This is a genomic window from Veillonella parvula, assembly GCF_032550495.1.
GTDB classification, from domain to species: domain Bacteria; phylum Bacillota; class Negativicutes; order Veillonellales; family Veillonellaceae; genus Veillonella; species Veillonella parvula_G.
Window position 1 is genome coordinate 405,731 of the sequence record NZ_JAWFZJ010000002.1, and the last position, 23,777, is coordinate 429,507.

26 protein-coding genes are annotated in these 23,777 nt (G+C 37.3%); 22 read left to right on the forward strand and 4 right to left on the reverse strand.

The features are described 5' to 3' along the window. Positions 1–8: 8 nt before the first annotated feature. The 3 genes from E6X37_RS06135 to E6X37_RS06145 all read left to right on the forward strand — a co-directional run bounded on the left by E6X37_RS06135 (position 9) and on the right by E6X37_RS06145 (position 2,031). Positions 9–533: a hypothetical protein gene (locus tag E6X37_RS06135; RefSeq protein WP_287501922.1), complete on the forward strand. Its 525-nt coding sequence runs from the start codon at positions 9–11 to the stop codon at positions 531–533. Between the two features lie 169 nt (positions 534–702). After that, positions 703–1,020 (forward strand): hypothetical protein, encoded by a 318-nt coding sequence (locus E6X37_RS06140; RefSeq protein ID WP_077708171.1) that lies wholly within the window; start codon positions 703–705, stop codon positions 1,018–1,020. A 369-nt stretch (positions 1,021–1,389) separates the two neighbouring features. Then, positions 1,390–2,031: a hypothetical protein gene (locus E6X37_RS06145; protein WP_008602791.1), complete on the forward strand. Its 642-nt coding sequence runs from the start codon at positions 1,390–1,392 to the stop codon at positions 2,029–2,031. A gap of 109 nt (positions 2,032–2,140) precedes the next feature. Here E6X37_RS06145 and pgtP read toward each other — a convergent pair whose 3' ends face one another. Continuing rightward, the gene (gene pgtP, locus E6X37_RS06150) at positions 2,141–3,514 is read right to left on the reverse strand and encodes a phosphoglycerate transporter PgtP (protein ID WP_004693689.1); all 1,374 of its coding nucleotides are present in this window, start codon (positions 3,512–3,514) and stop codon (positions 2,141–2,143) included. A 212-nt stretch (positions 3,515–3,726) separates the two neighbouring features. Between pgtP and E6X37_RS06155 the strand changes: the two genes are divergently transcribed. Beyond that, on the forward strand, positions 3,727–3,939 hold the full coding sequence (locus tag E6X37_RS06155) for a hypothetical protein (protein WP_008602789.1): 213 nt from the start codon (positions 3,727–3,729) through the stop codon (positions 3,937–3,939). A gap of 66 nt (positions 3,940–4,005) precedes the next feature. Then, on the forward strand, positions 4,006–5,091 hold the full coding sequence (locus E6X37_RS06160; RefSeq protein WP_004698384.1) for a hypothetical protein: 1,086 nt from the start codon (positions 4,006–4,008) through the stop codon (positions 5,089–5,091). 85 nt (positions 5,092–5,176) lie between these two features. On the opposite strand, the gene E6X37_RS06165 is transcribed toward E6X37_RS06160, so the two are convergent. Beyond that, positions 5,177–5,968, reverse strand: a complete 792-nt coding sequence (locus E6X37_RS06165; protein WP_077708181.1) for a carbon-nitrogen family hydrolase — start codon at positions 5,966–5,968, stop codon at positions 5,177–5,179. 204 nt (positions 5,969–6,172) lie between these two features. On the opposite strand from E6X37_RS06165, the gene E6X37_RS06170 reads away from it, so the two are divergent. The 14 genes from E6X37_RS06170 to E6X37_RS06235 all read left to right on the forward strand — a co-directional run bounded on the left by E6X37_RS06170 (position 6,173) and on the right by E6X37_RS06235 (position 19,432). Then, positions 6,173–6,736, forward strand: a complete 564-nt coding sequence (locus E6X37_RS06170; RefSeq protein WP_278466878.1) for a nitroreductase family protein — start codon at positions 6,173–6,175, stop codon at positions 6,734–6,736. A 68-nt stretch (positions 6,737–6,804) separates the two neighbouring features. Next, positions 6,805–7,608, forward strand: coding sequence for a polysaccharide deacetylase family protein (locus E6X37_RS06175; RefSeq protein WP_278466875.1), 804 nt, complete (start codon positions 6,805–6,807; stop codon positions 7,606–7,608). A gap of 11 nt (positions 7,609–7,619) precedes the next feature. Beyond that, positions 7,620–8,558: a phosphodiester glycosidase family protein gene (locus E6X37_RS06180; protein ID WP_004693677.1), complete on the forward strand. Its 939-nt coding sequence runs from the start codon at positions 7,620–7,622 to the stop codon at positions 8,556–8,558. An 8-nt stretch (positions 8,559–8,566) separates the two neighbouring features. Next, the gene (locus E6X37_RS06185) at positions 8,567–9,514 is read left to right on the forward strand and encodes a hypothetical protein (RefSeq protein ID WP_278466872.1); all 948 of its coding nucleotides are present in this window, start codon (positions 8,567–8,569) and stop codon (positions 9,512–9,514) included. Between the two features lie 72 nt (positions 9,515–9,586). Further along, on the forward strand, positions 9,587–10,762 hold the full coding sequence (locus tag E6X37_RS06190; RefSeq protein ID WP_316689687.1) for a glycosyltransferase family 9 protein: 1,176 nt from the start codon (positions 9,587–9,589) through the stop codon (positions 10,760–10,762). Then, positions 10,749–11,075, forward strand: coding sequence for a hypothetical protein (locus tag E6X37_RS06195; protein WP_004698343.1), 327 nt, complete (start codon positions 10,749–10,751; stop codon positions 11,073–11,075). Before E6X37_RS06190 ends, E6X37_RS06195 begins: the two co-directional genes overlap by 14 nt. Positions 11,076–11,619: 544 nt before the next feature. Continuing rightward, complete coding sequence (locus tag E6X37_RS06200; protein WP_008602782.1) at positions 11,620–12,972, forward strand: pyruvate carboxylase subunit B; 1,353 nt, start codon at positions 11,620–11,622, stop codon at positions 12,970–12,972. Positions 12,973–13,421: 449 nt separating this feature from the next. Further along, positions 13,422–14,762: a sensor histidine kinase gene (locus tag E6X37_RS06205; protein WP_077708186.1), complete on the forward strand. Its 1,341-nt coding sequence runs from the start codon at positions 13,422–13,424 to the stop codon at positions 14,760–14,762. Beyond that, on the forward strand, positions 14,759–15,448 hold the full coding sequence (locus E6X37_RS06210; RefSeq protein WP_004693664.1) for a response regulator transcription factor: 690 nt from the start codon (positions 14,759–14,761) through the stop codon (positions 15,446–15,448). The genes E6X37_RS06205 and E6X37_RS06210 overlap by 4 nt, the downstream gene beginning before the upstream one ends. A 666-nt stretch (positions 15,449–16,114) precedes the next feature. Further along, a complete protein-coding gene (locus E6X37_RS06215) occupies positions 16,115–17,212 on the forward strand; it encodes a S1C family serine protease (RefSeq protein WP_316689688.1) in 1,098 nt (365 codons plus the stop codon). A 359-nt stretch (positions 17,213–17,571) separates the two neighbouring features. Further along, positions 17,572–17,901 (forward strand): PadR family transcriptional regulator, encoded by a 330-nt coding sequence (locus E6X37_RS06220; RefSeq protein WP_021147795.1) that lies wholly within the window; start codon positions 17,572–17,574, stop codon positions 17,899–17,901. Continuing rightward, positions 17,888–18,463 carry a DUF1700 domain-containing protein gene (locus E6X37_RS06225; RefSeq protein ID WP_008602778.1) on the forward strand — a complete coding sequence of 192 codons (576 nt, stop codon included), beginning with the start codon at positions 17,888–17,890 and terminating at the stop codon, positions 18,461–18,463. Before E6X37_RS06220 ends, E6X37_RS06225 begins: the two co-directional genes overlap by 14 nt. A gap of 9 nt (positions 18,464–18,472) precedes the next feature. Beyond that, the gene (locus tag E6X37_RS06230; protein WP_316689689.1) at positions 18,473–18,823 is read left to right on the forward strand and encodes a transcriptional regulator; all 351 of its coding nucleotides are present in this window, start codon (positions 18,473–18,475) and stop codon (positions 18,821–18,823) included. A 180-nt stretch (positions 18,824–19,003) separates the two neighbouring features. Further along, positions 19,004–19,432 (forward strand): transcriptional regulator, encoded by a 429-nt coding sequence (locus E6X37_RS06235; protein WP_287550269.1) that lies wholly within the window; start codon positions 19,004–19,006, stop codon positions 19,430–19,432. Positions 19,433–19,617: 185 nt separating this feature from the next. Here the strand turns inward: E6X37_RS06235 and pyrE are convergent, their stop codons facing one another. Together pyrE and pyrF are read right to left on the reverse strand one after the other, a co-directional pair. Beyond that, positions 19,618–20,205, reverse strand: a complete 588-nt coding sequence (pyrE, locus tag E6X37_RS06240; protein WP_077708189.1) for an orotate phosphoribosyltransferase — start codon at positions 20,203–20,205, stop codon at positions 19,618–19,620. Continuing rightward, positions 20,202–20,921: an orotidine-5'-phosphate decarboxylase gene (gene pyrF / locus E6X37_RS06245; protein WP_287510894.1), complete on the reverse strand. Its 720-nt coding sequence runs from the start codon at positions 20,919–20,921 to the stop codon at positions 20,202–20,204. Before pyrF ends, pyrE begins: the two co-directional genes overlap by 4 nt. A 187-nt stretch (positions 20,922–21,108) precedes the next feature. On the opposite strand from pyrF, the gene E6X37_RS06250 reads away from it, so the two are divergent. Genes E6X37_RS06250 through E6X37_RS06260 form a run of 3 tightly spaced genes read left to right on the forward strand, consistent with a single transcriptional unit; the run spans position 21,109 to position 23,770 of the window. Further along, positions 21,109–21,738, forward strand: coding sequence for a 3'-5' exonuclease (locus E6X37_RS06250; RefSeq protein WP_004693647.1), 630 nt, complete (start codon positions 21,109–21,111; stop codon positions 21,736–21,738). 14 nt (positions 21,739–21,752) lie between these two features. After that, positions 21,753–22,415, forward strand: coding sequence for a deoxyribose-phosphate aldolase (gene deoC, locus E6X37_RS06255; protein ID WP_278466862.1), 663 nt, complete (start codon positions 21,753–21,755; stop codon positions 22,413–22,415). A 53-nt stretch (positions 22,416–22,468) separates the two neighbouring features. Beyond that, on the forward strand, positions 22,469–23,770 hold the full coding sequence (locus E6X37_RS06260) for a pyrimidine-nucleoside phosphorylase (protein WP_316689690.1): 1,302 nt from the start codon (positions 22,469–22,471) through the stop codon (positions 23,768–23,770). Positions 23,771–23,777: the final 7 nt, after the last annotated feature.

Here is a 23,777-nt window from a genome sequence, read left to right on the forward strand (position 1 = left end):
TACCATGTATGAAACTATCAAGAACAAAGTTATATCTGCGTTTACTCTTAAGCGTGTTATTTGTGGTGTGCTTAGCATTATTTCCATCTATTTCGCATGCAGCCTCATCGGAGGGTACCTCGACACAAGAGCCGACTATCAGCGTACCCGTGAGCAGTTGGAACGAACTCAAAGGGCGCTTGATGAAAGCAGAAAGCTCAATCAACAACTCCGAGAAAGTATTGCAGCAAGCCAACAGCTTAACCGCGACGCAGGGAACAGCATTAACAGAATTGAAGATTATCAACGAAGAACGGACGAAGGAATTGAACGCGCTCAAAGCAATCAACGAGAAACAGGGGCAAGAATTAACGAAAGCCTCCAATCTCTTGACAACGCAAGAAGCGAAATTGAACGAAGCCTCGACCTCATTAGAAGAATTGACAGAACAAATCAAACGCAACAAACGAACCGAACAGCGCCTTAAACGGCAACGTGACACATGGGCCGTGGTAAGCGGTGTATTTGGATTGGCAGGTGCAATTCGTCGATGACTGAGAGGTGATCCATACATCTCCTGAGCATGAGCAGGTGGACTCATGGATTGACTATATAAAAGACCTTACCAGGATATAACTTGGTAAGGTCTTTTTTTTATATTTAATTTATTGCATACAATCTAAAAATATGGTGTAATTAGGGTAATAATAGGAGGTGGGAGTAATGCTGAAAATTCTTAATTGTAATCCACATTTTATGAGGGACCCAGTGCCCGTGTCGAACTATGCTGAAGCGTGGGACGTAATATGTTCCATGCAAAGGGAATTAGGTCAAGGGATACTTGCTGTTGACAGAGAGGCTTGGGAAGTTTTGGGATTAGCTGAGCATTTCCCTGAATTTGTTTGGAAAGAAAATGTAAAGGCGGTATACATTAATAGCGATAAATCGTTACTGATTCCTGCCCCAAGGAGATATTGTAGATCTAATGTTTTGAAGCTTATCAAATTCTTTGGACTCCACTATTCTATCCGAGAAATATAAATGTATATATGACATCATTTTGACATCATATTATATAAAAATATAGTGAAATATAAATAGATACGCTAGTAATCGAGCTAGATAATTGCTGTATTTATAAGTTTTGTGTGTGAACTTTAAATGCCACGCCATCTTGAGGGGGTGGTGAGCTAACGCTCGTGCGGGTTCAAGTCCCGCCAACCGCACCAAATATAAGGACCTACAGTTTACTGTAGGTCTTTTTTTCGTTATTTTGATATTAAAATATATTTAATGAGTTTATCTTCTCCTTTTAAACCTGAGAAGTGTTGGCAGGTTTTCACAATCCGTGTACAATCATAGTAATTAGTAATATACATTTATATATAGTTTTCAATATGAGAGAAGATTATGGTTTTTAATTATGGTGAGACGTTACGTATCCGAAGGGATCTATATACGATTTTAGGCAAGATACGCTATATTGATACTCATGGAAAAATTGGGTATGAGTATAAGTTAGTTAGGCATAAGAATAATGCAGAGTTTTGGCTCAGTTGGGATAAGAAGCGAGATGCGTACCAGTTTTCCAAGTTGTGTGGAAAAGCACTACCAGCCGATATGAAACTCATAGATAGTGGTTATGAGATGGTAACGGGCACTTGGGGTGAGGTAGACGTAGGTACTACTGATACTGCTAAATATAAAGAGTATGAAAATGCTGATGGTACTGCTACGTTTTCTGTTCAAGAGTGGGCTTTTGAAACGGAATATTCAAAAGGCTTTTACATTAATAAAGAATACGTATCTGTCGAAAAGGATTCAGAGGTAACCGAGTCTATTCTAGATAAAATGGATACGATTAAGAAGCTAAAGTTCATAGGACCAATCGGTTGGATTTTGGGGAACTTACTACTTTATATGCCAATCTTTGATATAAAAATATTGAATGATGTACGGGATGTACTTACCTGGCCTTATATAGTAGCTGGGAGTATAGTCCTTGGTATCATTGTGGTTTGTGCTTTCATTATTTCCAGAACTATGCGTTGATGAAAACACATCGGTTATATAGGAGTCCCTTTCGTGGGGTAAATAAAAGGTCGTAACATGTATTAATACATATTACGACCTTTTTACTATAGGATTTATTTGTTAGGGGTTAGCTATTAGCTTCAGCTGGTTGAAGTTGTTCAAGTTCAGCTTCTTTAGCATCTAATTCTTTGGCGCCAAAATGAGCCAATACACAGAATGTAATACAAAGAACACATGCTACTAATAAAAGATAGAAACCTGCATTCCAACCAAATTTATCTGCTAAAACACCAAATAGTGTTGTACCTAAGTTTGCACCAACAATGTAACTCATGAATCCACGAAGACCAACAGCAGAACCTACTGCAAATGGTGGTACAATATCCATAGTTTGTACTGAAGCTAAGAATTGAGGAATGTAGATTAAACAACCTACAATAGCAGCGAAGAAAGTAACCCATAAGAGAGACTCGCTTTGCCAATAACCAAATATACAGAAGAAGATAATACTTATAGCAATGATTGCAGGTGGCATGCGATAACCTTTAAAGAATTTATCGGAAATGTAACCTGCAAAAATAGTTGAAGGGATAGCCGCCCATTCAAAGAATAAAAAGGCAACAGACATTTCTGCTTTGGAGAAACCCTTTACTTGTAATAAATAAATTGGAAGCCAAGTAAGCATACCAAAGCGAATCATGTAAACAAAGGTGTCAACTAATGATACATACCAAGCGTTTTTATTTTTTAATACGTATTTTACAAAGATTTCTCTTGTGCTCATATGCGGTGCTTCAGAACTTCTGTGCGCCTTATGAGCTGTGTCGGCGATGATTTCACTTGTTGGTGGTAAGCCTTCACGTTCAGGGCTTTCTTTGATTAAGAAAGAAATGGCAATTGCTATGATAACTGCAATAAGCGCTGGTACACCATAACTCCCTAATTGCCAGTGATCTGTAGTAGTGAAATATAATGCGGCGGCTACGATTGGTGCTACGATACCACCACCGAGATTGTGTGAAATATTCCAGATAGCTCCATAACGGCCACGTTCCTGTTTTGGGTACCATTTAGCTAAGGTGATAAAGGATGGTCCTACACCAAATCCTTGGAAAAAGCCATTTAGTACTACTAAAACTAAGAAGAAGGCGAGACTATCGGCAAAGCTCATAAAGATATTGATAATTGCACAGCAAATGAGACCGAAAGCCATAAACTTGGCAGGACTTGCTTTGTCCGCAAGACTACTCATAAAGCCTTTACTTAAACCATAAGCGATAAGCATACCACTAGATAGCAAACCAATTTCTGTTTTGCTCATATGGAGGATATCTGATAAAAAGTGTGTTGATAAGGCAAAGTTATTACGAACAATATAGTACGCAGCATAACCTATAAAAATACCAATTAATGATTGCAATCTATATTTATAATATAGATTCATAATCATGCTTTGTGGAACTGATGATTTTGCCTCTTTAGGTTGTAGAAATGAAAACATAGTTATTACCTTTCTTTCTTAATAACTAAATCCTATTGCATTGTTAATACTACCATTTCTATAGAATTCATGTAAATGATTTATGAGATAAAAATATTAATTTGTAACTTTAAATTGCTTATTATTAGCTGAAAATGTGTATAGAAAATATTTGAATTATAGACAAGTACTTCTTAATATATTAGATTAAATATATTGGGAGGTTATTATCTATGAAATATTTACGCCGTGAACTTAATCAAGTGGAAAAAGAATATGTAAAACAATTTGGTGAAGATTCTTTAAATCGTGTCATCCTTCATGATCCTGATACAAAGGATAAACAAGAGGTGCAAGATACTATTGATATTCTAAAAGAAGCAATTGCAAAAAATAAACCTCTAGAACAGGTTCCAGAAGATATGTGGAAGCTTATTGAGTTTTAATGTATATGACTAACTATATGAGATGTATAGCCAGTTTTTTAATATAATTATTTGATGGAGACTTGAATGAATTTAAAAGGAATTGTACTAGTTGCGACAGCATTGGTTTCTAATATAGGAATAATAAATGCTGAGCAGATACCCATTCCATCTGTATCAACGCCATTAGGCGCAAAAACTACTCAACTTGATAGAGTACAATCTCAAGAAGTTATGCCTTATTTGGAAAGTAAAGTTACGGGCGAAACAGAATTATCTTATGCTGTTATGTCCGTTGCTAAAAAAACATTTAATGAACAAATGTTGCTACATCGAGAGGTAGAATCACGTATGCACGCTCATATTGAGGAACATAATAGAACAATAAGAAGTGTGCCACAACGAGACCTTATTAAAAATCCTTATACACGAGAAGAAATTGAAAAACAAATTGTAAAGGCCATTAATTTTAGAGAAAGCAGTAAGTATCCAGTTAATGACAAGGAATATTACAATCATATAGATATAAATAAAGTAAATGATTTATCTGGTTTTCCAAAGAAAATACCTTCTTTTGCTAAACAGGTTGATATTCATTTAAAGCCGCCTAAGGCGATTGAAGATGGTCGGTATATTCAAGTTTCTTTTACAGGCAAACCATCAGAACTAAAACCTTATATTCAAGATGCAGAAAGTCATGCTAAGGTTATTATTACTAAGGGTGAGGCTGAACGTGTTTCTATTAAACCGTACGAAGATGTTAAGACGAATTATAGAAAATACTTGTCTACTATATTGCCAAAAGAATGGATTGAAGTAACTAATATATTCAATAATATGTATCAATATAAAATGGCGCTAAGCAATGAGAATATTAAGCGAAAGGTTGATCGTGAGCTCTCTAACCAAATGAATAATCAAATGGTTTTGGACTTAGAGCAAGATACTAGTAAATTAAGTTCTGATAAAGTGTTGCCTAATGATGAAAATAAGACTTTACAGAAAAAATATTTAGGTTACTATTCGTATAAAGAAGTAAAGCGACCATTTAACGCAGAGTACACATTCTACATCTTTAAATTTGATTATTCATATAATATGTTTACTGTTGCAGGCATGGCCGTTAATCCAGAGCAAACTAGAGTCATTTATTTCCTTACTACAGTACAATAAAATAAAAAAGGCACATTGTCATATGAACAGGCTATCTAACAATGAAATAATTTTAGATGGGTGTTCAATACAATGTGCCTTTGTTTTATAGTTTGTAGAGTTCAGGTTTGCGATCTCTAAAAATGTTAATTTTATTGCGAATATCCTCTACTACGGTGAGGTCGATATCTACAGATGAGATGCCCTCCCTAGTGTCCATTTCGAGGAGGTTTGTACCCCATGGATCGTATACAGCGGAGTGACCAGTGCTTTGAACTCGACCTACTGTACCACAGCCGTTGACAGCACATAAGAAGAGTTGGTTTTCAATAGCTCGCACTTCGTTTAATACTTGCCAGTGGCGTAAACGCATAGTAGGCCATTGAGCAGGTACAAATAATAGCTCTGTATTTGATAATGCAGCCATTCTTACGAGCTCAGGGAAGCGAATGTCGTAACAGATAACCGTACTACAAGGAATGCCATCCAATTCAAAATGAGTGGTATGCGTACCGCTAGCGAAGTATTGGTCCTCTTTAGCAGGACTAAATCCGTGCATTTTGGAATACTCTCCTACGAGCTTGCCTTCACGGTTGTAAGCATAGGATGTATTAAATACTAAATCCTCTTTTGCTACGGCTACAGAACCGCCCACAATGTTTACATTGTGTTCTTTTGCGAATGTACTTAATAAAGCTTTTGTTCTTTCTCCATTTCTGTCAGAAATATTGATTAAATCCTTAGATGGATGAAATCCTGTATTCCATGTTTCGGGCAAGACGATAATGTCAGGCTTTTCTGATAGGGCTTGTGAAAGTAATTCTTGGACGCGCGCATAATTGTATTCCACTTCGTTTACATGGACGTCCATTTGTATAAGGCTTAAGCGTTTTTTCATAGAGAATCCTTTATCTATTAGATGAATATAATTCTAGTAATGTGTATTATAATTAGAATATTAAAGCATTATTGAGTGTATTACAATATAAGAGTCGATAAAGCTAGTTTAATTTTTTACAATCTTTTGATAATAATAGTTTGCATACTATTTATGGAGATATAGGTTATTACTTTAGATAATGTTAGATCTTTTGGTGAAAATATGGAAATAATAGATGTTATAAATGCGCGAACTAGTGTACGTCGGTATAAAAAATCTTCTTCGGTTGGAGAAGACATAATTCAAAATTTGGTAACCCTCGGAATGCGAGCTCCATCGCCTAAAAATCGTCAGCCCTGGCAGGTTATTCATGTGACGGCAGTGGAGAAAGAACATTTTGTGAATTTAGGCTTTCAGGTGTTAGAGCAATATAAAGAGCGAAAAGAACATTTTGGCAGCTTAGAAATTAGCCTTAAGGCTATGCAAACAGCTAGCGATTTACTCTTTGTAGTTAATCCTTATGATCACTTGCCTGACTATACTCGCGTGTGGGAGAAAAGTGATCTACAAGCTATTGGCGCTTTTATAGAACATATTTTATTGGGGGCAAAAGCAATTGGGTTAGGTACACTGTGGATGAATGATGTGTATTTTATGCAAAGTGAAAGTAAAGCCTTTTTAAATATTCCTCACGATGTACAGGCAATCATTGCTATAGGTATTCCAGATGAAACTATGTATCCTAGACCTCGAAAATCGATTGATGAAGTACTAATAAAGCGTTAATTTTTACTATTCTTCATGGAAATGTTATAATATTCTGTATATAATTGTGTTCTAATAGAGGAGGACCTATGAAACGGATTCCGTTGGTAACACTGTTAGTTTTGGTATTGGCAATGGTTGTGGCAGGTTGTGGATTGCTTTCACAAAAAACAGAACCTACTAGTTCAGTACCGCCTGCAAAAGAAGTTAAGATGGTACATCCAACGGGTATTCCTGTTCTTATGTATCATAAAGTCGGCGACGACAAAGATAATGATGCAGTTATTCGGGAGGATTTGTTTAGAGAACAAATGAAGTTCCTCAAGGATAATGGCTATAATCCATTGACGATGGATCAATTGTATGATTATGTTGTAAATGGTGCTGCGGTGCCTGAAAAACCTGTTGTGTTAACCTTTGATGACGGTTATGCAGATACATATTCTATCGTATATCCAATTATGAAAGAATATGGATTCCCGGCGACTGTATTTATTAATCCTGGCGATGTTGGGACGCGTCTAACTTGGGATCAAGTGCGTGAAATGCACAAAAATGGTATTACTATTTCAAACCATGGTTTCCAACACATAGAAATGGGCCAATTGTCAGAGGCAAAACAAATTGAAAATATTACAAAGGCCCAAGAGGCACTTTCTAAAGAAGTAGGCATTAAGGATAATCCTTGGTTCTGCTATCCATATGGAGATAAAAATGAATTCACCGACTCAGCATCTAAGAAAGCTGGCATTAAAATGGGGATGGCTATGAAATCTGGCTGGGCTCATACTGGTGATAATCCATATAATATTTTGCGTGTTTGGGTAGGCAATGCGGTGGATATCAAGCATTTTGAAGAACGCATTAGCACCGAACATTTCACTGATTTATAAGGAGAAATACATTGTTCAAAAAGAATTGGGTAAAGTTCATCATTATGGTGTTCTTATTTACCGTTGTCACATCACCCTTCGTGGTGCTCTTTGGACCATTTAATAATGTAAAGCGCGCTGTAATTGGTGCTATCTTACAATCTCGCCATCCTCATTACATTACATGGTTGTTTAATGAAGACGAGTTACAATCTATTTTGGGGACTGTAGGGGTCGTTAAAAGCCAAGATTTGTTCAAGTTTAATGCTCGTGAAGATAAGACTTTAAATCTTGAAAAAATCCAGTCTGCTCGTTATGTAGGCTATATTTTAGAAATTCCAGATCCTCGTCGTATCCAAGTAGGCACAGCGGCTAATATTCAAGAAAAAGGCGATACTACAAGTAATATTGCAAAAATGAATAATGCTGTAGCAGCGATTAATGGCGGTGGTTTCCACGACCCTAATGGTACTGGTACAGGCCGTTTGCCATATGGTTTCATCTTGCATGATGGTGAGTACGTTATCGGTAAGGATGTAGGCCCTGATGAAGACGTAGACTTTGTAGGTTTCTCTAAATCTGGTAATCTTATCGCTGGTAACTATGATAAAACTCAGCTCAGTGATATGAAAGCCATGGAAGGTATTACCTTTGGTCCACCTCTTATCGTTGATGGTAAGAAGATGATTACCGAAGGTGATGGTGGCTGGGGCGTAGGTCCTCGTACTGCTATCGGTCAAAAGAAAGATGGTACAGTTCTATTCCTCGTAATCGATGGTCGCCAACCAGGGTATTCTATTGGGGCTACCTTGCGTGACGTACAAGATATTCTATTTGAAAAAGGTTGCTACATTGCAGCAAATTTAGATGGCGGTTCTAGTTCAACTTTGTACCTAAATGGTAAAGTCGTAAATAAACCTGCCGATTTGTTAGGGGAACGCATGATCCCAACGGCGTTTATCGTGAAATAGGAGGACAGATGAAACCTTTTACGCGTGTACTGAGCGCCTTTGCGGTAGGTATTCTTCTGCAAGGTGGGGTATACCTATACCTTGATCAATATATGTTTGCACCGACTACAGAATTTAACGTAGCAGGCGCATCAAAAGATGATACGAAAAACTTCCCTGATGTGAAGGAAGGCACTAAGTATGTATCCTATGACCGTCAATTTATGGCTGTTGTTACAGAGAACTCTCTAAAAATTTACAAGGCTAATGAAAGTAAGCCCACAAATATCGATTTGAAGGGCCGTTCGATTAGTTACTTCAACTGGATGCCAGACCGTAACTATGCTGTCATGGGTTTATATGACTCAAGAGATGTTGTCATGGCTCGTCTTAATGCGGATGACCCCGAACACGAAGTTGATACAAAACTTGAAGACTTGCCTCGGGGCAGTAAAATCGTAGATGCTGCGTACTCTGAAGCGACAAATGTGGTGTATATGAAGGTAAAAGTTCAAGAACACACATATCGCATTTATCGTACCGATGCTAACTACGATACACGTCGCGTTTACATGCAAGCTACTGATATCGGTCATATCGGTGTATTCTACGATGAAGATAACTTCTTCTACGATAATGTGAGAACTGGGGATGTATTCATGTTCAACGGCATTGAAGGGGGATGGCGTGTTATCAACCCTGAAGGGCGTTTCCGCTTTATCGGTGTTGATATGGACAAAACCATCTACATCGCCCGTGTTGATGAGGACAATAATGCATTGACTGTTTACACTGGTAAATTAGGTGTAGGCTTCAATCCAGTTTACAAATACAACCACCCTACTACATTTAATGAGTTGACATTATCAGATGTAAAAAACATCATTAAGAATGGTAGTGAAGAAACTACTAAGGTAACAGAAGATACTACATCTTCTAAATCATTAAATAGTAGTGGTAGTAAAAAGAAATCTTAAGAAAAAGCCTTTATAATGTTCTTTCATTATAAAGGCTTTATTCCTATAATAGTATGTACCCTAAGGATATCTATGAATATATTATTTGTACGCCTTAGTTACATAGGTGATGTTTTGCATGCTACACCTGCTGCGCGGTGGATTAAGGAACAGTATCCTGATGCTAAGTTGCATTGGATTGTAACGCCTAGTATGGCAGAGCTTTTACAGGGTAATCCCTATGTAGATAAAATTATTCCCTGGGAACGGGATATATATGAGGCACATTCTAAAAAACTACATATTCCTACAATGTGGCGCATGTGGTGGGATCTTAAGGCCAAATTAGAGCCTTATAAATTTGATGTAGCCGTTGATGTGCAAGGGCGACTCATAACAGGGCTAGTACTATTAGCTTCAGGAGCCCCCATTAGACTTGGCCTTGGTGGCACAAAAGAGTTGAATTGGCTGTTTACTAACTATAAAACGAAGCCTAGCTCGGAACACGTGATTAAACGTTATGTAGAGGTAGCTCAGTTGTTAACAAAGGCTGTTACTGAACATACAAATTTAGATACATCGCTTAGCATTGTTAAAGACGGTGTTGAGAGTAGTTGTTCACTAAATGAATCTAATGTTAATACGTTGTACCACATGGACTTTCAGGTGCCATCAAATTTGCATAGTTGGGCAGAAAAACAATGGAAATCGATTAATAAAGATATTTCTTTAAATAGAGGAGTAGTAGATACACCTTTACGTGTTGGACTAGTATTAGGTACCTCTTGGGCAACGAAAGAGTGGCCTCAGGAAAAATGGTACTCCCTCATTAAATCCCTTCAATATAGAGCGAATTTTGTTTGCTTAGGTGGTCCTAAAGAGGCTGCTCAATACAAACCCTTGCTAGACTCTTTGACAGATGAGGGTATTGATAAAATTGTTCTGAATATGTTAGGGAAAACGACACTTCAAGAATTAGGGGCTTTAATTGAAAGTTGTGATGTAGTAGTTACTGCTGATACGGGAGCTCTGCATATTGCATTAGCTTTAAATAAGCCTGTAGTAGCACTCTTTGGCCCTACGGACCCTAAATTATGGGGCCCTCTGACGGGGACCTTTAAGGTGCTCGTAAATGACGAATTAGATTGCTTGGGCTGCCGAAAACGACGTTGTCCTAAGCCAGATCAATATTGTATGTCTGGTATTGATCCAGTACGCGTAAAAAAAACAATTTTTGAACTGATAGGAGATACACATGGCAAAGTTTAAAATTCAAAAAGGTTTATCTGATGCGGATATGATGAAAAATTTTAAGGATACAGAAAATTTCGAAGATACTATGCTCAATATGGAGCGAGATGCTAAGAAACCAGTAGTTCATCAAAGTCCAAAGCAAAAAGAAGATGCTTTTTACCGTGAGTTCTTAACTGAAAAAGTAGAGACTATGATTGGTAAAATGCTCCTTGATATCAAGATGGAGTATTTTAAAGAAGGGGAAGGGGCTTTCTCTATTCAGGTGAAACGGGAAGGTAAAAATATTGTCCTTGAAACTGCGCCTAAAAAGGTTAAGCCTGAGAAGTAAGCCGTATAATGGAGACTATCAAATTTTAAAGATTAGGTCAGAACCTGTCCGTAAATGGGCAGGTTCTTTTGCATGTTTATGCATTTAAAAATATCGGCTTAGTTATTAATAAAATTGATGAGCTTATAAACATACCGACGTTTATCGAATTACTACATTTATAAATACCGATATATTTTGAAAAGTATTTAATAATAACCAAAAATTATTACGATATAATTTTTAGTTTCTCATTAAAATGAGCAATTACAGAAAATTTAATTTGATTAAACATACATGCTAAACTCTAGTTCCTCTGCAGTTTTTTGTGATATTCATCACGAAAAAATCATCTTTGAATACATGAGATTATGAGTAAATAGCATAATGTGGTTGTTGACAAAGAATTTTATAAGTAGTCTAATATAAGTATGTATTACGATTTTAGCGCGTTTGGCTAGTGTGAGCAGACATCGAAAAAATCGTAAAAAAAATAGGTATGAGATAGTTGTTTAATGAGTGTATAAAGTTACATACACAGACTATTTCGATTTGGAGGATTAACATGGCTAAAAAATTAAGAATTTGCGAAACCGTTCTTCGTGACGGTCATCAATCTATTTTGGCAACACGTATGCGCTACGAACAAATGGAACCAGTGCTCGGCCTTTTAGATGATATTGGTTATGAAGCTCTTGAATGTTGGGGCGGCGCTACTTATGACAGCTGTCTTCGTTTCTTGAATGAAGATCCATGGGAACGCCTTCGCAAATTGAAAGCTAATTTGAAAAATACCCCATTGCAAATGTTGCTTCGCGGTCAAAATTTGTTGGGCTATAAACACTACTCCGACGACGTAGTAGAAGCATTCTGTAATGCGGCTGTAAAAAATGGTATCGACCGTATCCGTATTTTCGACGCATTGAATGACCCACGCAATATGGAAGCTGCTATTAAGTATTCCAAAAAAGCTGGTGCACACGTTCAATCCGCTATGGTATACACAATTTCTCCAGTTCACACAACTGAAAGCTTCTTGAAAGTAGCTGAAACTTTGGTAGAAATGGGTACTGATTCTCTTTGTATCAAAGATATGTCTGGTTTGTTAGGACCTGCTGATGCATATGATTTGGTTTCTACTTTCAAAAAACGTTTTGGCGAATTGCCAATCGACTTGCATAGCCATTTCACTTGCGGTCTTGCTAGTACTACATACTGGGAAGCTGCTAAAGCTGGCGTAGATATTATCGATACTGCTATCTCTCCATTTGCTCATGCAACTAGCCAACCAGCTACTGAAACTATGATTGAAATGTTCAAAGGTACTGAATGGGATCTTGGTCTTGACCTTGATAAATACATTCCATTAGTTGACCACTTCCGTAAAGTAAAACAACAAATCGCAGAAGAATTCAACTTGAAACCAGCTAGTGATGTAATCCCTGCTGTTCGTCGTTACCAAATTCCTGGCGGTATGTTGTCCAATACTCAAAACCAATTGAACGAAATGGGTATGGGTGATCGCTTCTTTGACGTTATGGATGAAATGCCACGCGTTCGTGAAGACTTGGGTTACCCTCCATTGGTAACTCCAACATCCCAAATCGTTGGTACAATGGCTATGATGAACGTTATGATGGGCGACCGTTACAAAATGGTTCCTAACGAAGTTAAAGATCTTGTTCGTGGTAAATATGGTCAATTACCTGGTACAATTTCTGATGAAATTCGTCAAACTATCATTGGTGATGAACAACCTATTACTTGCCGTCCAGCAGATCTTATCGAACCTGAATTGGAAGGTTACCGTCAAGATTTAGCTTCTAAAGGCTACAATGGCATCACTGACGAAGACGTATTGACTTACGCTATGTTCCCAGAAGTTGCTATTAACTTCTTCGATGCAAATCGTCGTTAATCCAAATTTTAAAAGAGGATTCTTAGGAATCCTCTTTTTTTTGACCATATTTAAACTATCCTCATAGAGAAATAGTATAATTCAGTATATATTTTGTTTTATTAAATGAAGAGATTCAATAGTTGTTTCATTTTTTATATTTTAGCTTTTTTATAAACAGTATAGACAAGTTCCTATTAAAAGGGGAGACTAAGGAACTATGAAATATCAGATATTACCAATTTTCATATCGCCATAAGATACATGGGTGCGTGTGAAAATATAATTTTTACGAAAAGTATTAGATATTAAAAGGGTCGAGATACCTTTTAATAATCGGTCAATTATAAACTACGTATGAAAGAATAGTGAAAAATATGTTGGATATTTGCGTGTTTTACTTGCGTTAAGTTATAAAAATAGCGTAAACTATAGAGAGTATCTACTATTTATGATATTGAGGTAATCCTGTGAATTTACAAATACGAATTTGGATATCCAATGTTGTGCTGTTTGTTGTACCTATTTTAATAGCAATTATTTTATTTTTGCTATATTTTACAGGTTTGCGCATATTGGCCAATGCCGGTTACTATTTGCGTATTGAGCAGGAACAACAGTTTAAAAGTGTTAGTCGAATAACTGAAACCATTACCTTTTATGGGTTAGAAAATGATCTAATTAATAGCTTGGTTAAGCCTAGCTATAGCTTACTTGATCCAAAGGAAGTATATGTTGAAGTACTTGATCAAGGAAGTATGGTGTATAACTACGGTAATCCACAAATCTATAGTGCTTCTGCCATTGTTGGTCTTATTGATGTTAACCCTGAATTACAGGGCATCGTATATCAATCCAATAATACTTTCGTTTACGAAATGAGAAAGTACGATGGACGTCATTCCTATGTATACCATATTGCGATTAGGCGTGCTACTCATGGTAGTGATAGCTTAATGGAATCCGTATCTTTCTATATTATCGTAGTTTCCATATTGCTCTTTATTGTTACATTTTTTGCTATTAACCGATTTGTTACACGATTTATCATGATTCACGTTAAGAACATGACAAAGTCGTTAGAAATGGCAAATCGTCAGATTGAAATGGAACAGGAGCAACAAAAAGAGTTACTCGCTGGTATATCCCATGATATACGAACTCCGTTGACGGCTATTAAAGCGTATGCTGAAGGCGTTCGTGACGGTATTGCACCAACGGAAGAGCAACAAAAAAGATACATGGGGATTATTTTGAAACGGGCCAATGATTTAGATTCTATGTTAGAGGAACTATTCCTCATAACAACATTGAATTATAAAAAAGAATCTCGTCCATCTGAGCGAATTGAATTAGGTCAGTTTGTACGTGACTTTGTAGAAGATCATTTAGCTCCGTATCAATCGAAGGGGCTTGAGATTAAGGCCCGTATAGCTACGGAAACACCTTTTATCAATGCTAACCCACAATTGTTACAACGTGTTTTGCAGAATGTGTTGAACAATAGTGCTAAGTATAAAATGACCGATATTGGTCATTGCGTCATAGATGTAACGAGTGATGATGATTTTGTATACTGTGTCATCAGTGATGATGGACCAGGTGTACCGCCAGAATCTCTAGAGCGTCTGATGCGACCATTCTATCGTGTAGATTCGTCTCGTACGAATCCTCAAGAAGGTAGTGGCCTAGGATTGTCGATTATCCGTCGAATTATGGAAATCTTTGAAGGCCGAGTTATGATTGAAAATGTAAGGCCACATGGTCTACGTATTATATTAGAGTTTCCTAAGCAAGGAGAAGAATCATGAGTGAACATATCTTAATTATTGAAGACGATTTGGATATTGCCAATATTGAGCGTGATTATTTAATGGTGGCGGGCTATGATGTAACGATTATGACTAATGGTACAGATGGCATTGAAGCAGCATTAAATACTCCTGTAGACCTTATTATCCTTGATGTTATGTTGCCAGAAATGGATGGCTTTGAAGTTTGTCGCCAAATTCGTGACAAAGTTCGTGTGCCAATCGTTATGGTAACTGCGCGTCTTGATGATATCGATAAAATCCGTGGTTTAGGCGTAGGCGCTGATGATTATATTGAAAAGCCATTCTCTCCATCTGTATTGATTGCGAAGATCAAAGCTATGTTGGCGCAATATAAACGTTTAACAGAGCGCGATGCAATGGAAACAAACGCTATTCAATCCGGTGAAATCCGTCTCGACCCTAAAATGATGAAAGTATGGGTGAATGAAAAAGAAGTTCATCTCAAAAAGAAAGAATTCCAATTGTTGGAGTTCTTGATGCGTAACCGTGATATTGTATTTAGCAAAGAAGAATTGTATTCTCGTGTATGGGGACTTGACTCCTATGGTGATTATGCAACTGTAGCAGTTCATATTAATCGTTTACGTGAAGAAATTGAGGATAATCCATCCGATAGTAAGCATATTATTACAGTGTGGGGTGTAGGGTATAAATTCGTTTAGTATAGAGAATATGCATTCACATTATACTCACGTTGTTCGTGGCTGTTGATTAGATATGACTTTATAGAGATTTTATTATAGAGATATAATCAAAGGTTTAAGAATTGTTTATATAGTTACTTTGATAGTTTAGATATTCCATGTATACTTATTTAAGTAAGGCTGACTATGACTCTAGATAAGTAATATTTTAACTTCTCTCTCTTAATAAGTTCTCTCTAAAGCTTATCTAGATCACATATACTCTCTCTCAACAGTCCTTACACTCTCAAACTATATGCATAAAGGGCATTTGCTAGCGACGGCTAGTAAATGCCCTTTATGTTTTTTAGATTTTAGATATTTGAATACATTCTATACAGCTTCTTTCAGGATTCTAGGTATTTATCTAGTGGAGGATATACGGTTATAATAATTATACTTTCATAAGAAAAGTTATAAATTGATATCTTGCATTGTAAAAGCAGGCGTACTATAATAGGTTCATCAAAATCAATTTTATAAAATTGATTTTGGGATGATTTGAATTAGTGTGAGACGTGGCGTATTTATAAAGTATCATAATTATATGATTTATGATTTGGTTCTTATTTTACCTTTTATAATCATCATTAAGACGTTATGGGTGATGTAGAAGAATATTAAGAAGAATATAAGGAGATCTACATGACATTTTCAAAATATAAGAAAACAGTAATTGCGTGTATTCTTGCTTTGGGTATTGGGGTAGGCGGAGGATACTATTTCTTTGGCAGCCCTGTTAATACGCAACCAACAAACGTGAGAGAACAAACTAAACAGACTAAGCCTATTACTGAAACGCGTAATACCTATGTAGTACAAGCAGCTAAAGAATCTGGGCCAGCTGTAGTAGGGATTACAACACAAGTATTTCAAAAGGATATTTTTAACCGTACTATCTATGCTGGAGAAGGTGTCGGATCTGGTGTGCTTATCGATAATGACGGACATATTATAACAAATAAACATGTGGTAGCGGGGGCTAGAAATGGGGAGGTTACAGTATCATTGTCTGATGGCAGTACGGTGACGGGGACTGTTATAGGTTCAGATTCACAGACGGACTTAGCAGTTGTAAAAATTAAACCTCCAAAAGATATTAAACCTATCAAAATTGGTGACTCTGACTCCTTGCAAGTAGGGGAGCCAGCTATTGCTATTGGCAATCCTTTAGGTCTTGAGTTTAAAGGTTCAGTTACCTCTGGTGTTATTAGTGCCTTAGCACGTACAATTGATGATCAAGGTCAACGATTCCCATTGATTCAAACTGATGCAGCCATTAATCCAGGTAACTCAGGTGGTGCGCTTATTAATGCAGATGGTGAGTTAATTGGTATCAATAGCTCTAAAATCTCTAAAGAGGGAATTGAAGGTATGGGCTTTGCTATTCCAATTAATTCTGCGATGACAATTGTTGATTCTATTATTAAAAATGGTAAGGTCATTCGCCCTCATATTGGGGTGTGGGCTGTAGACCGTCAAACTGCAGCGCGCAATAATGTAACCTATGAAGGTGATGGACTTCTTGTTGTTCAACTTGATTCTAATGGTCCTGCTGCACAAGCTGGTCTCGTAGAAGGGGATACGATTGCACAAATTGATGGTAAAGATATTACTACATTACTTGAATTAAAAGAACAAATTGATGCTAAGAGCCCTGGAGATACAATTTTGGTATCCTATACTCATAACGGCAAAATGAAGAGCGCACAGCTTAAATTAGGGGAAGCGTCTTCAAATTAGAATTTAGTAAATAAAACTTAATTAAGTATTCCAATAATGCACTAATTTTTTTTGTAGTGTTAGAAAATCCTCATCTTTTAGATGAGGATTTTTAGTTATAATAGGGTGCTTTAATAGATTTTGTATAAAAAATACCATAAATAAGAAAATTTTTTTGAAAAAATTTTTCCCTATAAACGCAGAAATTAACTGTGTTTATAGATTAGAAATAAGAAAAAATATATTAAATTTCAATGTTTTTTTACAAGGTACCTTGCGTTCCAAGGTACCTTATGTTATTATGTATTTGTCAGTACATGATAGTGACCGTAAGAGAGCTTTCACATTGGCAGGCAAGCACAGCCTAAAAGGGAGGAACTATGCAAGTTCAATTAAAAAAAGGTGTTATGGACATGCTGGTGCTAGCATTATTAACACAAAATGATCGTTACGGATATGAAATCGTAAGCACCATTTCAGAATATATTGAAATATCTGAAGGAACGATATATCCATTGTTTAACAGACTGAAAAAAGAAAAGTATGTTGAAACATATTTGAAGGAGTCCTCTACAGGTCCTTCGCGGAAATATTATCATATCACGAACGAAGGCCGTGCAGCATATAACAAGATGCGTCAAGAATGGGATGAATTTTCTGGTGTTATCAATATGCTGTTGAAAGGAGTCGATAATAATGAACAAAAATAGCTTTTTGGATGCATTGCGTAATATATTTAAAAAAGCGCGTGTTGCAGATGTGGAGAGTATTATAGAGGTTTATGAAGAGCATTTTGCGGTAGGTTATGAAAAAGGGCTTACCGATAGTGAGATCATTAAATCCTTAGGGACTCCAGAGGAAATATATGCATCCTACGTAGATGCAGGTATCATTACAGACACAATGAATCAAGATGGTAGCGAAAGCAAATCCGTTAATATGCAGGAAATTTATGCACGATTTGATGATTATAAAGAACGTCTTTTACCTCAATTACCGGGCATGGCTAAAAAAGCATCCAAGACTTTGCTCTCTATTGGAAGTGCGTTATCCTATATTGTAGGTGCTCTTATATTCATTATTACACCAGCTATCTTGTTCTTGCTAGGTAGCTCATGGCAACCATTTGAGAATGTTACTGCATTTCCAGTATTGTCCATTGTAACTTTAGTGGCACTTGGTGGTGTAGGTTTATTTGGTGGACTTACATGCGTCTTTGTTGGCACAGAGCTTCGTGGTGTGCGTGAACGTTATTTCCGCAATGTGGACTAAGGAGGATTTATGAGACGAATTATAATTACAGCGATTTTAACCGTAATCTGTGCGGTTGGAGCATGTACATCGTTTGCAGTAAATGATTTACCTAATTTTGGTGAATGGATGAAAACAAATGAACAACAGTTTAGAAAACCACATAGACATGATGGTCCTAATATGCATATGGACCAACATATGATGGATAGAAATAATCAAATGATGCGTCAAGATGGTATGGGGCCAAATAATGGTCAACATATGTACCAAAATTGTCAAAACCAAATGATGCTTCAAGATGGTATGGGACGAAATAATGGTCAGTATATGCATCAAAATGGTCAAATGCCTCCACAAGGTCAACCATCTCAAGGTTAGCAACCTAATGGTAATGCTTCAGAACAAGCACCTAATGGTGATACACAAGCTTAATAAAATATATAAAACTATTAATATAGATTGGGCCGTATATTTTAAGATATTAATAGATATAGAGTTAGATCTATCTGAGGATATAGTTGTTTTAATCGTATTTGAATATTAGGTAAAGGTGAAAATATGAAAAAACTTTTAATTGCTACAGTATTAACAGCAGCATATGGGATTGGCGGTGTAACATTTGCTTCTACTAATGACGTACAAAATAATAATGAGCCAATCAAGATGAACTTGTTAGTAGAACGAAATCATGATGATGCAAACAATTTCCAAGATAAAAAATGTGATATGCTACTAGAAAATCAAAATAACCAAATGCATAGACAAGATCGAATGGAGCATATGCCAATGAATCATCAAGTTGATAATATGCATCGAAAAGATAACGATCAATCTATGAGACCAGAAGGTCAAAACCATCAAATGAGACAACAATGTAATAATCATCAAGTGCCACCACAAGGTCAGCCTCCTCATGGTGATCGACATAATGATAATGCACCACAACAACAAACTGGTCAAGGTGCACCACAAACTACACAAAACTAACCATATTTTATGAGTTTATTTCTCTTATGAGATAATAGAGACCGTGGTCATGAAAGTGCATTCATGGCCACCGTAGAGCCATACACTCTACGTGATACATTCGTATCAGAATCTCTCTCTTACACACAATAACTACACACAAACAAAAAGAGCTCCTCAGTGAAGGAGCTCTTTTTGTGTATATTTTATTTGATGTGTTTAGAACCGCGTTCTGTCATAGCTATGCCATCTTTACAAAGAGGGCATTCTTCAGGTTTGTAAGTTGGAACTTTAAGATTAAGTAATGCTTGTACCTTTTCGTGAGGAACACCGAATTCTGCTTTGCCACCAGAACGGTTAACAAGAAGGCCTACACCTACGATTTCACCACCGGATTGGTTTACAACATTTACTACTTCTTGTACAGAACCACCAGTAGTTACGATGTCTTCAACGATAAGTACCCTTGTGCCTGGCTCGATTTTAAAGCCACGACGCAATGTCATAACGCCTTTTTCGCGTTCTGTGAAGATAGCACGAGTGCCAAGCGCTTTACCTACTTCATGAGCAAGTAAGATGCCGCCAGTCATAGGTCCAATAACAAGTTCCACATTTTGATCGCGGAAGCGTTCAGCTAATTCTTTACAAAGTTTTTCAGTATATTTAGGATGTTGCAATACGTTGAATTTTTCAACGTACATTGGGCTGTGGAGACCAGATGTCAAAAGGAAGTGACCTTCTAAAATAGCTTGAGTGTCGATAAGTAATTGTTTTACTTCTTGTTCTGTCATCATTTGGATACCTTCTCCATTTCTTCAATAATTAAACGAACCGCTTTGCGAGGGTTTTCGGCTTGTGTAATAGGTCGACCGATAACGAGGCGAGATGCGCCATCTTGTAATGCGCTAGCAGGCGTAGCAACCCGTTTTTGGTCGTCTGATGTTGCAAATGATGGGCGAATACCTGGTGTTACGATAAGAAAATCATCGCCACATGCTTCACGAATCATTTTAGCTTCCAATGCGGAACATACAACACCATCCATACCACAGTCTTTAGCGAGTTTTGCAAGGCGAATGACTTGGTCGGAAATTGGTAGTTGACCACCGATAGCAGTCCAAGATTCATCGTCAAAGCTAGTTAATGCGGTGATTGCCAATAGTTTTGGGCGTTCCACGCCTAGTTCTTTGCCACTTTCACGAGCCGCCTCTACAGCAGCTTTCATCATAACAGGACCACCTTGACCGTGCAAAGTAATCAAACTAGCGCCGAGACGTGTTAAGGAAGCTACGCCATGGGCTACGGTATTTGGAATGTCGTGCAATTTCAAATCAAGAAATACTTGTTTGTTTTGCTCTTGTAAAAAGCGAACTGTTTTAGCCCCTTCGGCGTAGAATAGCTCCATTCCGACCTTGTAAAAGCTAACCGAATCATCGAGGGATAATACGATTTCTTTCACTGCTTCCATCGTGGATACGTCAAGGGCAACGATTAATCTGTCATCTGCCATGTTGCAACCTCCATACTACATATATATCTAAATAATTTTCACATACTGAGGGAGTTCTGTCAATTAGAATTGATGTGAAAGCGGTGACTATTAGTCACCTTCGAACAGTAGATTCTAGGTTATTTCGTGCTATAATAAATAGAGTAAATGAATATAATTCTTATATATAGATTTTGAAAGGAGTCCTATGTTAGATTTTGTTGCATTAGACTTTGAAACAGCAAATAAATTTAAAAATAGTGCGTGCTCCTTGGCGGTTATTACCGTAAAGGACGGACAAATTACCAAAAAGGCATATAGCCTCATCAAGCCTCCGTTTATGAGTTTTGATGATGAGTGTATTGAAATTCATGGTATCCAACCGAAGGATGTTCTTCATGAAAAGACCTTTGATCAGTTGTGGAATGCCATTTATGAAAACCATTTAAAAGGGAATATTATGGTGGCTCACAATGCGAAATTTGATATGAACGTATTGCGTGCTACTTTAGATTATTATAAAATCCCTTGGCCAGAACTAGATTATGCATGTACAGTTAAACTTTCACGTGCGGTATGGCCTGATTTAGTTAATCATAAGTTGAATACAATGGCCGCATATATTGGAGTTGAGTTTAAACATCACTATGCACTGGATGATGCAGAGACTTGTGCAAAGGTTGTATTAGAAGCTGCTAAGTTGAAAGGCGTTAATAGTTTACCAGATTTATTAAAGACTACAGGCGTACCGTTAGAACCATTCATTGATGATAAAAATCGCTCTGCTCAAGATGCATTACATAAAGAGCCAGAACCAGAACAAATGTCGTTCTTTTAGTAAGGAGAGGTACTATGTTGGGGAAAGAATTATTAGCTTATGTAGATCATACATTATTGCGTCCTACAGCTACATGGGATGATATTAAAGAAGTTTGTGAGGATGGTTTAAGGTATAAAACTGCATCTGTTTGTATTCCTCCAGATTTTGTAGCATCCGCCCATGAAGCATATCCAGAACTTAACATATGTACCGTTATCGGCTTCCCTTTAGGATATGAAACAACAGAGGTAAAGGTGGCAGAAACGAAACAGGCCATTGAAGAGGGCGCTTCTGAAATTGATATGGTTATTAATCTTGGAGCTGTAAAGCAAGGTGATTTTGAAGCGGTAACTAGCGAAATTGAGGCGCTTAAGAAGGCTTGTGGTGATAAAATTTTAAAAGTTATTATCGAAACTTGTTATCTTACAGATTCTGAAAAGGTAGCGCTTTGCAAATGTATTACAAATGGTGGCGCAGACTATATTAAAACATCTACTGGATTTGGTAGCGGCGGTGCAAGCCTTGAAGATATTAGACTCTTTAAAAAGCATATTGGTCCTAATGTACAGATTAAGGCCGCAGGTGGTATTCGTTCTATTACGGATATGAAAGCCTATATTGCAGAAGGTTGTAGCCGAATTGGAGCCAGTGCAGCTGTAGAGTTACTAAAGAATCACTTGAACGAAGAAGTATAATAGAAAACCACCTAGGCTATGCTTAGGTGGTTTCTTAGAATGGCGGTGTAACTATGCGTATGTATGATATTATTCTGAAGAAAAGGGCGAACTTGCCGTTAACAGATGAGGAAATCCGCTTTGTCATAGATGGTTATGTAAAGGGGGAAATCCCTGATTACCAAGTGAGTGCGCTCTTGATGACCATAGTTTTTAATGGTATGAATGCTCGCGAACTAGGAACTTTGACCTTGGCTATGGCTCAATCAGGTAATATGGTAGACTTGTCAAATATTGATGGGATTACCGTAGATAAACATAGTACAGGCGGCGTGGGAGATAAGACAACACTTATTATTGCACCTCTCGTAGCCGCTTGTGGCGGCAAGGTGGCTAAGATGTCTGGACGTGGACTTGGTCATACAGGTGGCACTATTGATAAGATGGAATCTATTCCAAATTTAAAGGTATCTTTAGAGCAAGATGCTTTTATCAATCAAGTTAATAAAATTGGTCTTGCTGTTATTGGTCAGTCGGAAGGGCTTGCACCTGCTGATAAAAAGCTATATGCTTTGCGCGATGTGACGGGAACTGTGGATAGTATCCCTCTTATTGCATCCTCTGTTATGAGCAAAAAATTGGCTTCTGGTGCTCAAGCAATTTTGTTAGATGTAAAGGTTGGCAGTGGTGCCTTTATGAAAAACATAGAGGATGCTCGTGAATTGGCTAAAGCAATGGTAGATATTGGAAAGGGAAATGGCCGTTCAATTAAGGCTATTTTGACGGATATGGATCGACCGCTAGGCCATGCTATTGGAAATGCTTTGGAGATTCGCGAGGTTATTGATACGTTGAAAGGTCATGGTCCAGAGGATTTAACGCATGAATGTATTATCATGGCAGCTCATATGCTCGTATTGAGCCATATGTGTGATTATGAAACGGCTCTTAATCGTGTGCAACAAGCACTAGATTCTGGTACAGCCTTAGAACGATTACGATTAATGGTTGATGCTCAAGGAGGAGATAGCCGCGTTATCGATGATGAAAGTATATTGATAATCGGCCAGTTTACCTATGATGTGATAGCACCTCAAGACGGTTATATTATCCATATGAATACAGAACAATGTGGGATTGCATCCGTTATGCTTGGAGCCGGTCGGATTATTAAAGATGGTCCAATCGATTATAGTGCAGGTATTGTAATGCACAAAAAAACTGGGGATGCTGTCAGAATGGGTGAAAGGATAGCTACACTATATGCTTCTGATGGAAGCTTATTCACTAATGCGGCCCAGACCTATTTAGCGGCGATTACTATTGGTAATACTGCACCTAAAATAGTGGATACTATACTAGATGTTGTAGAGTGAGGAGTGC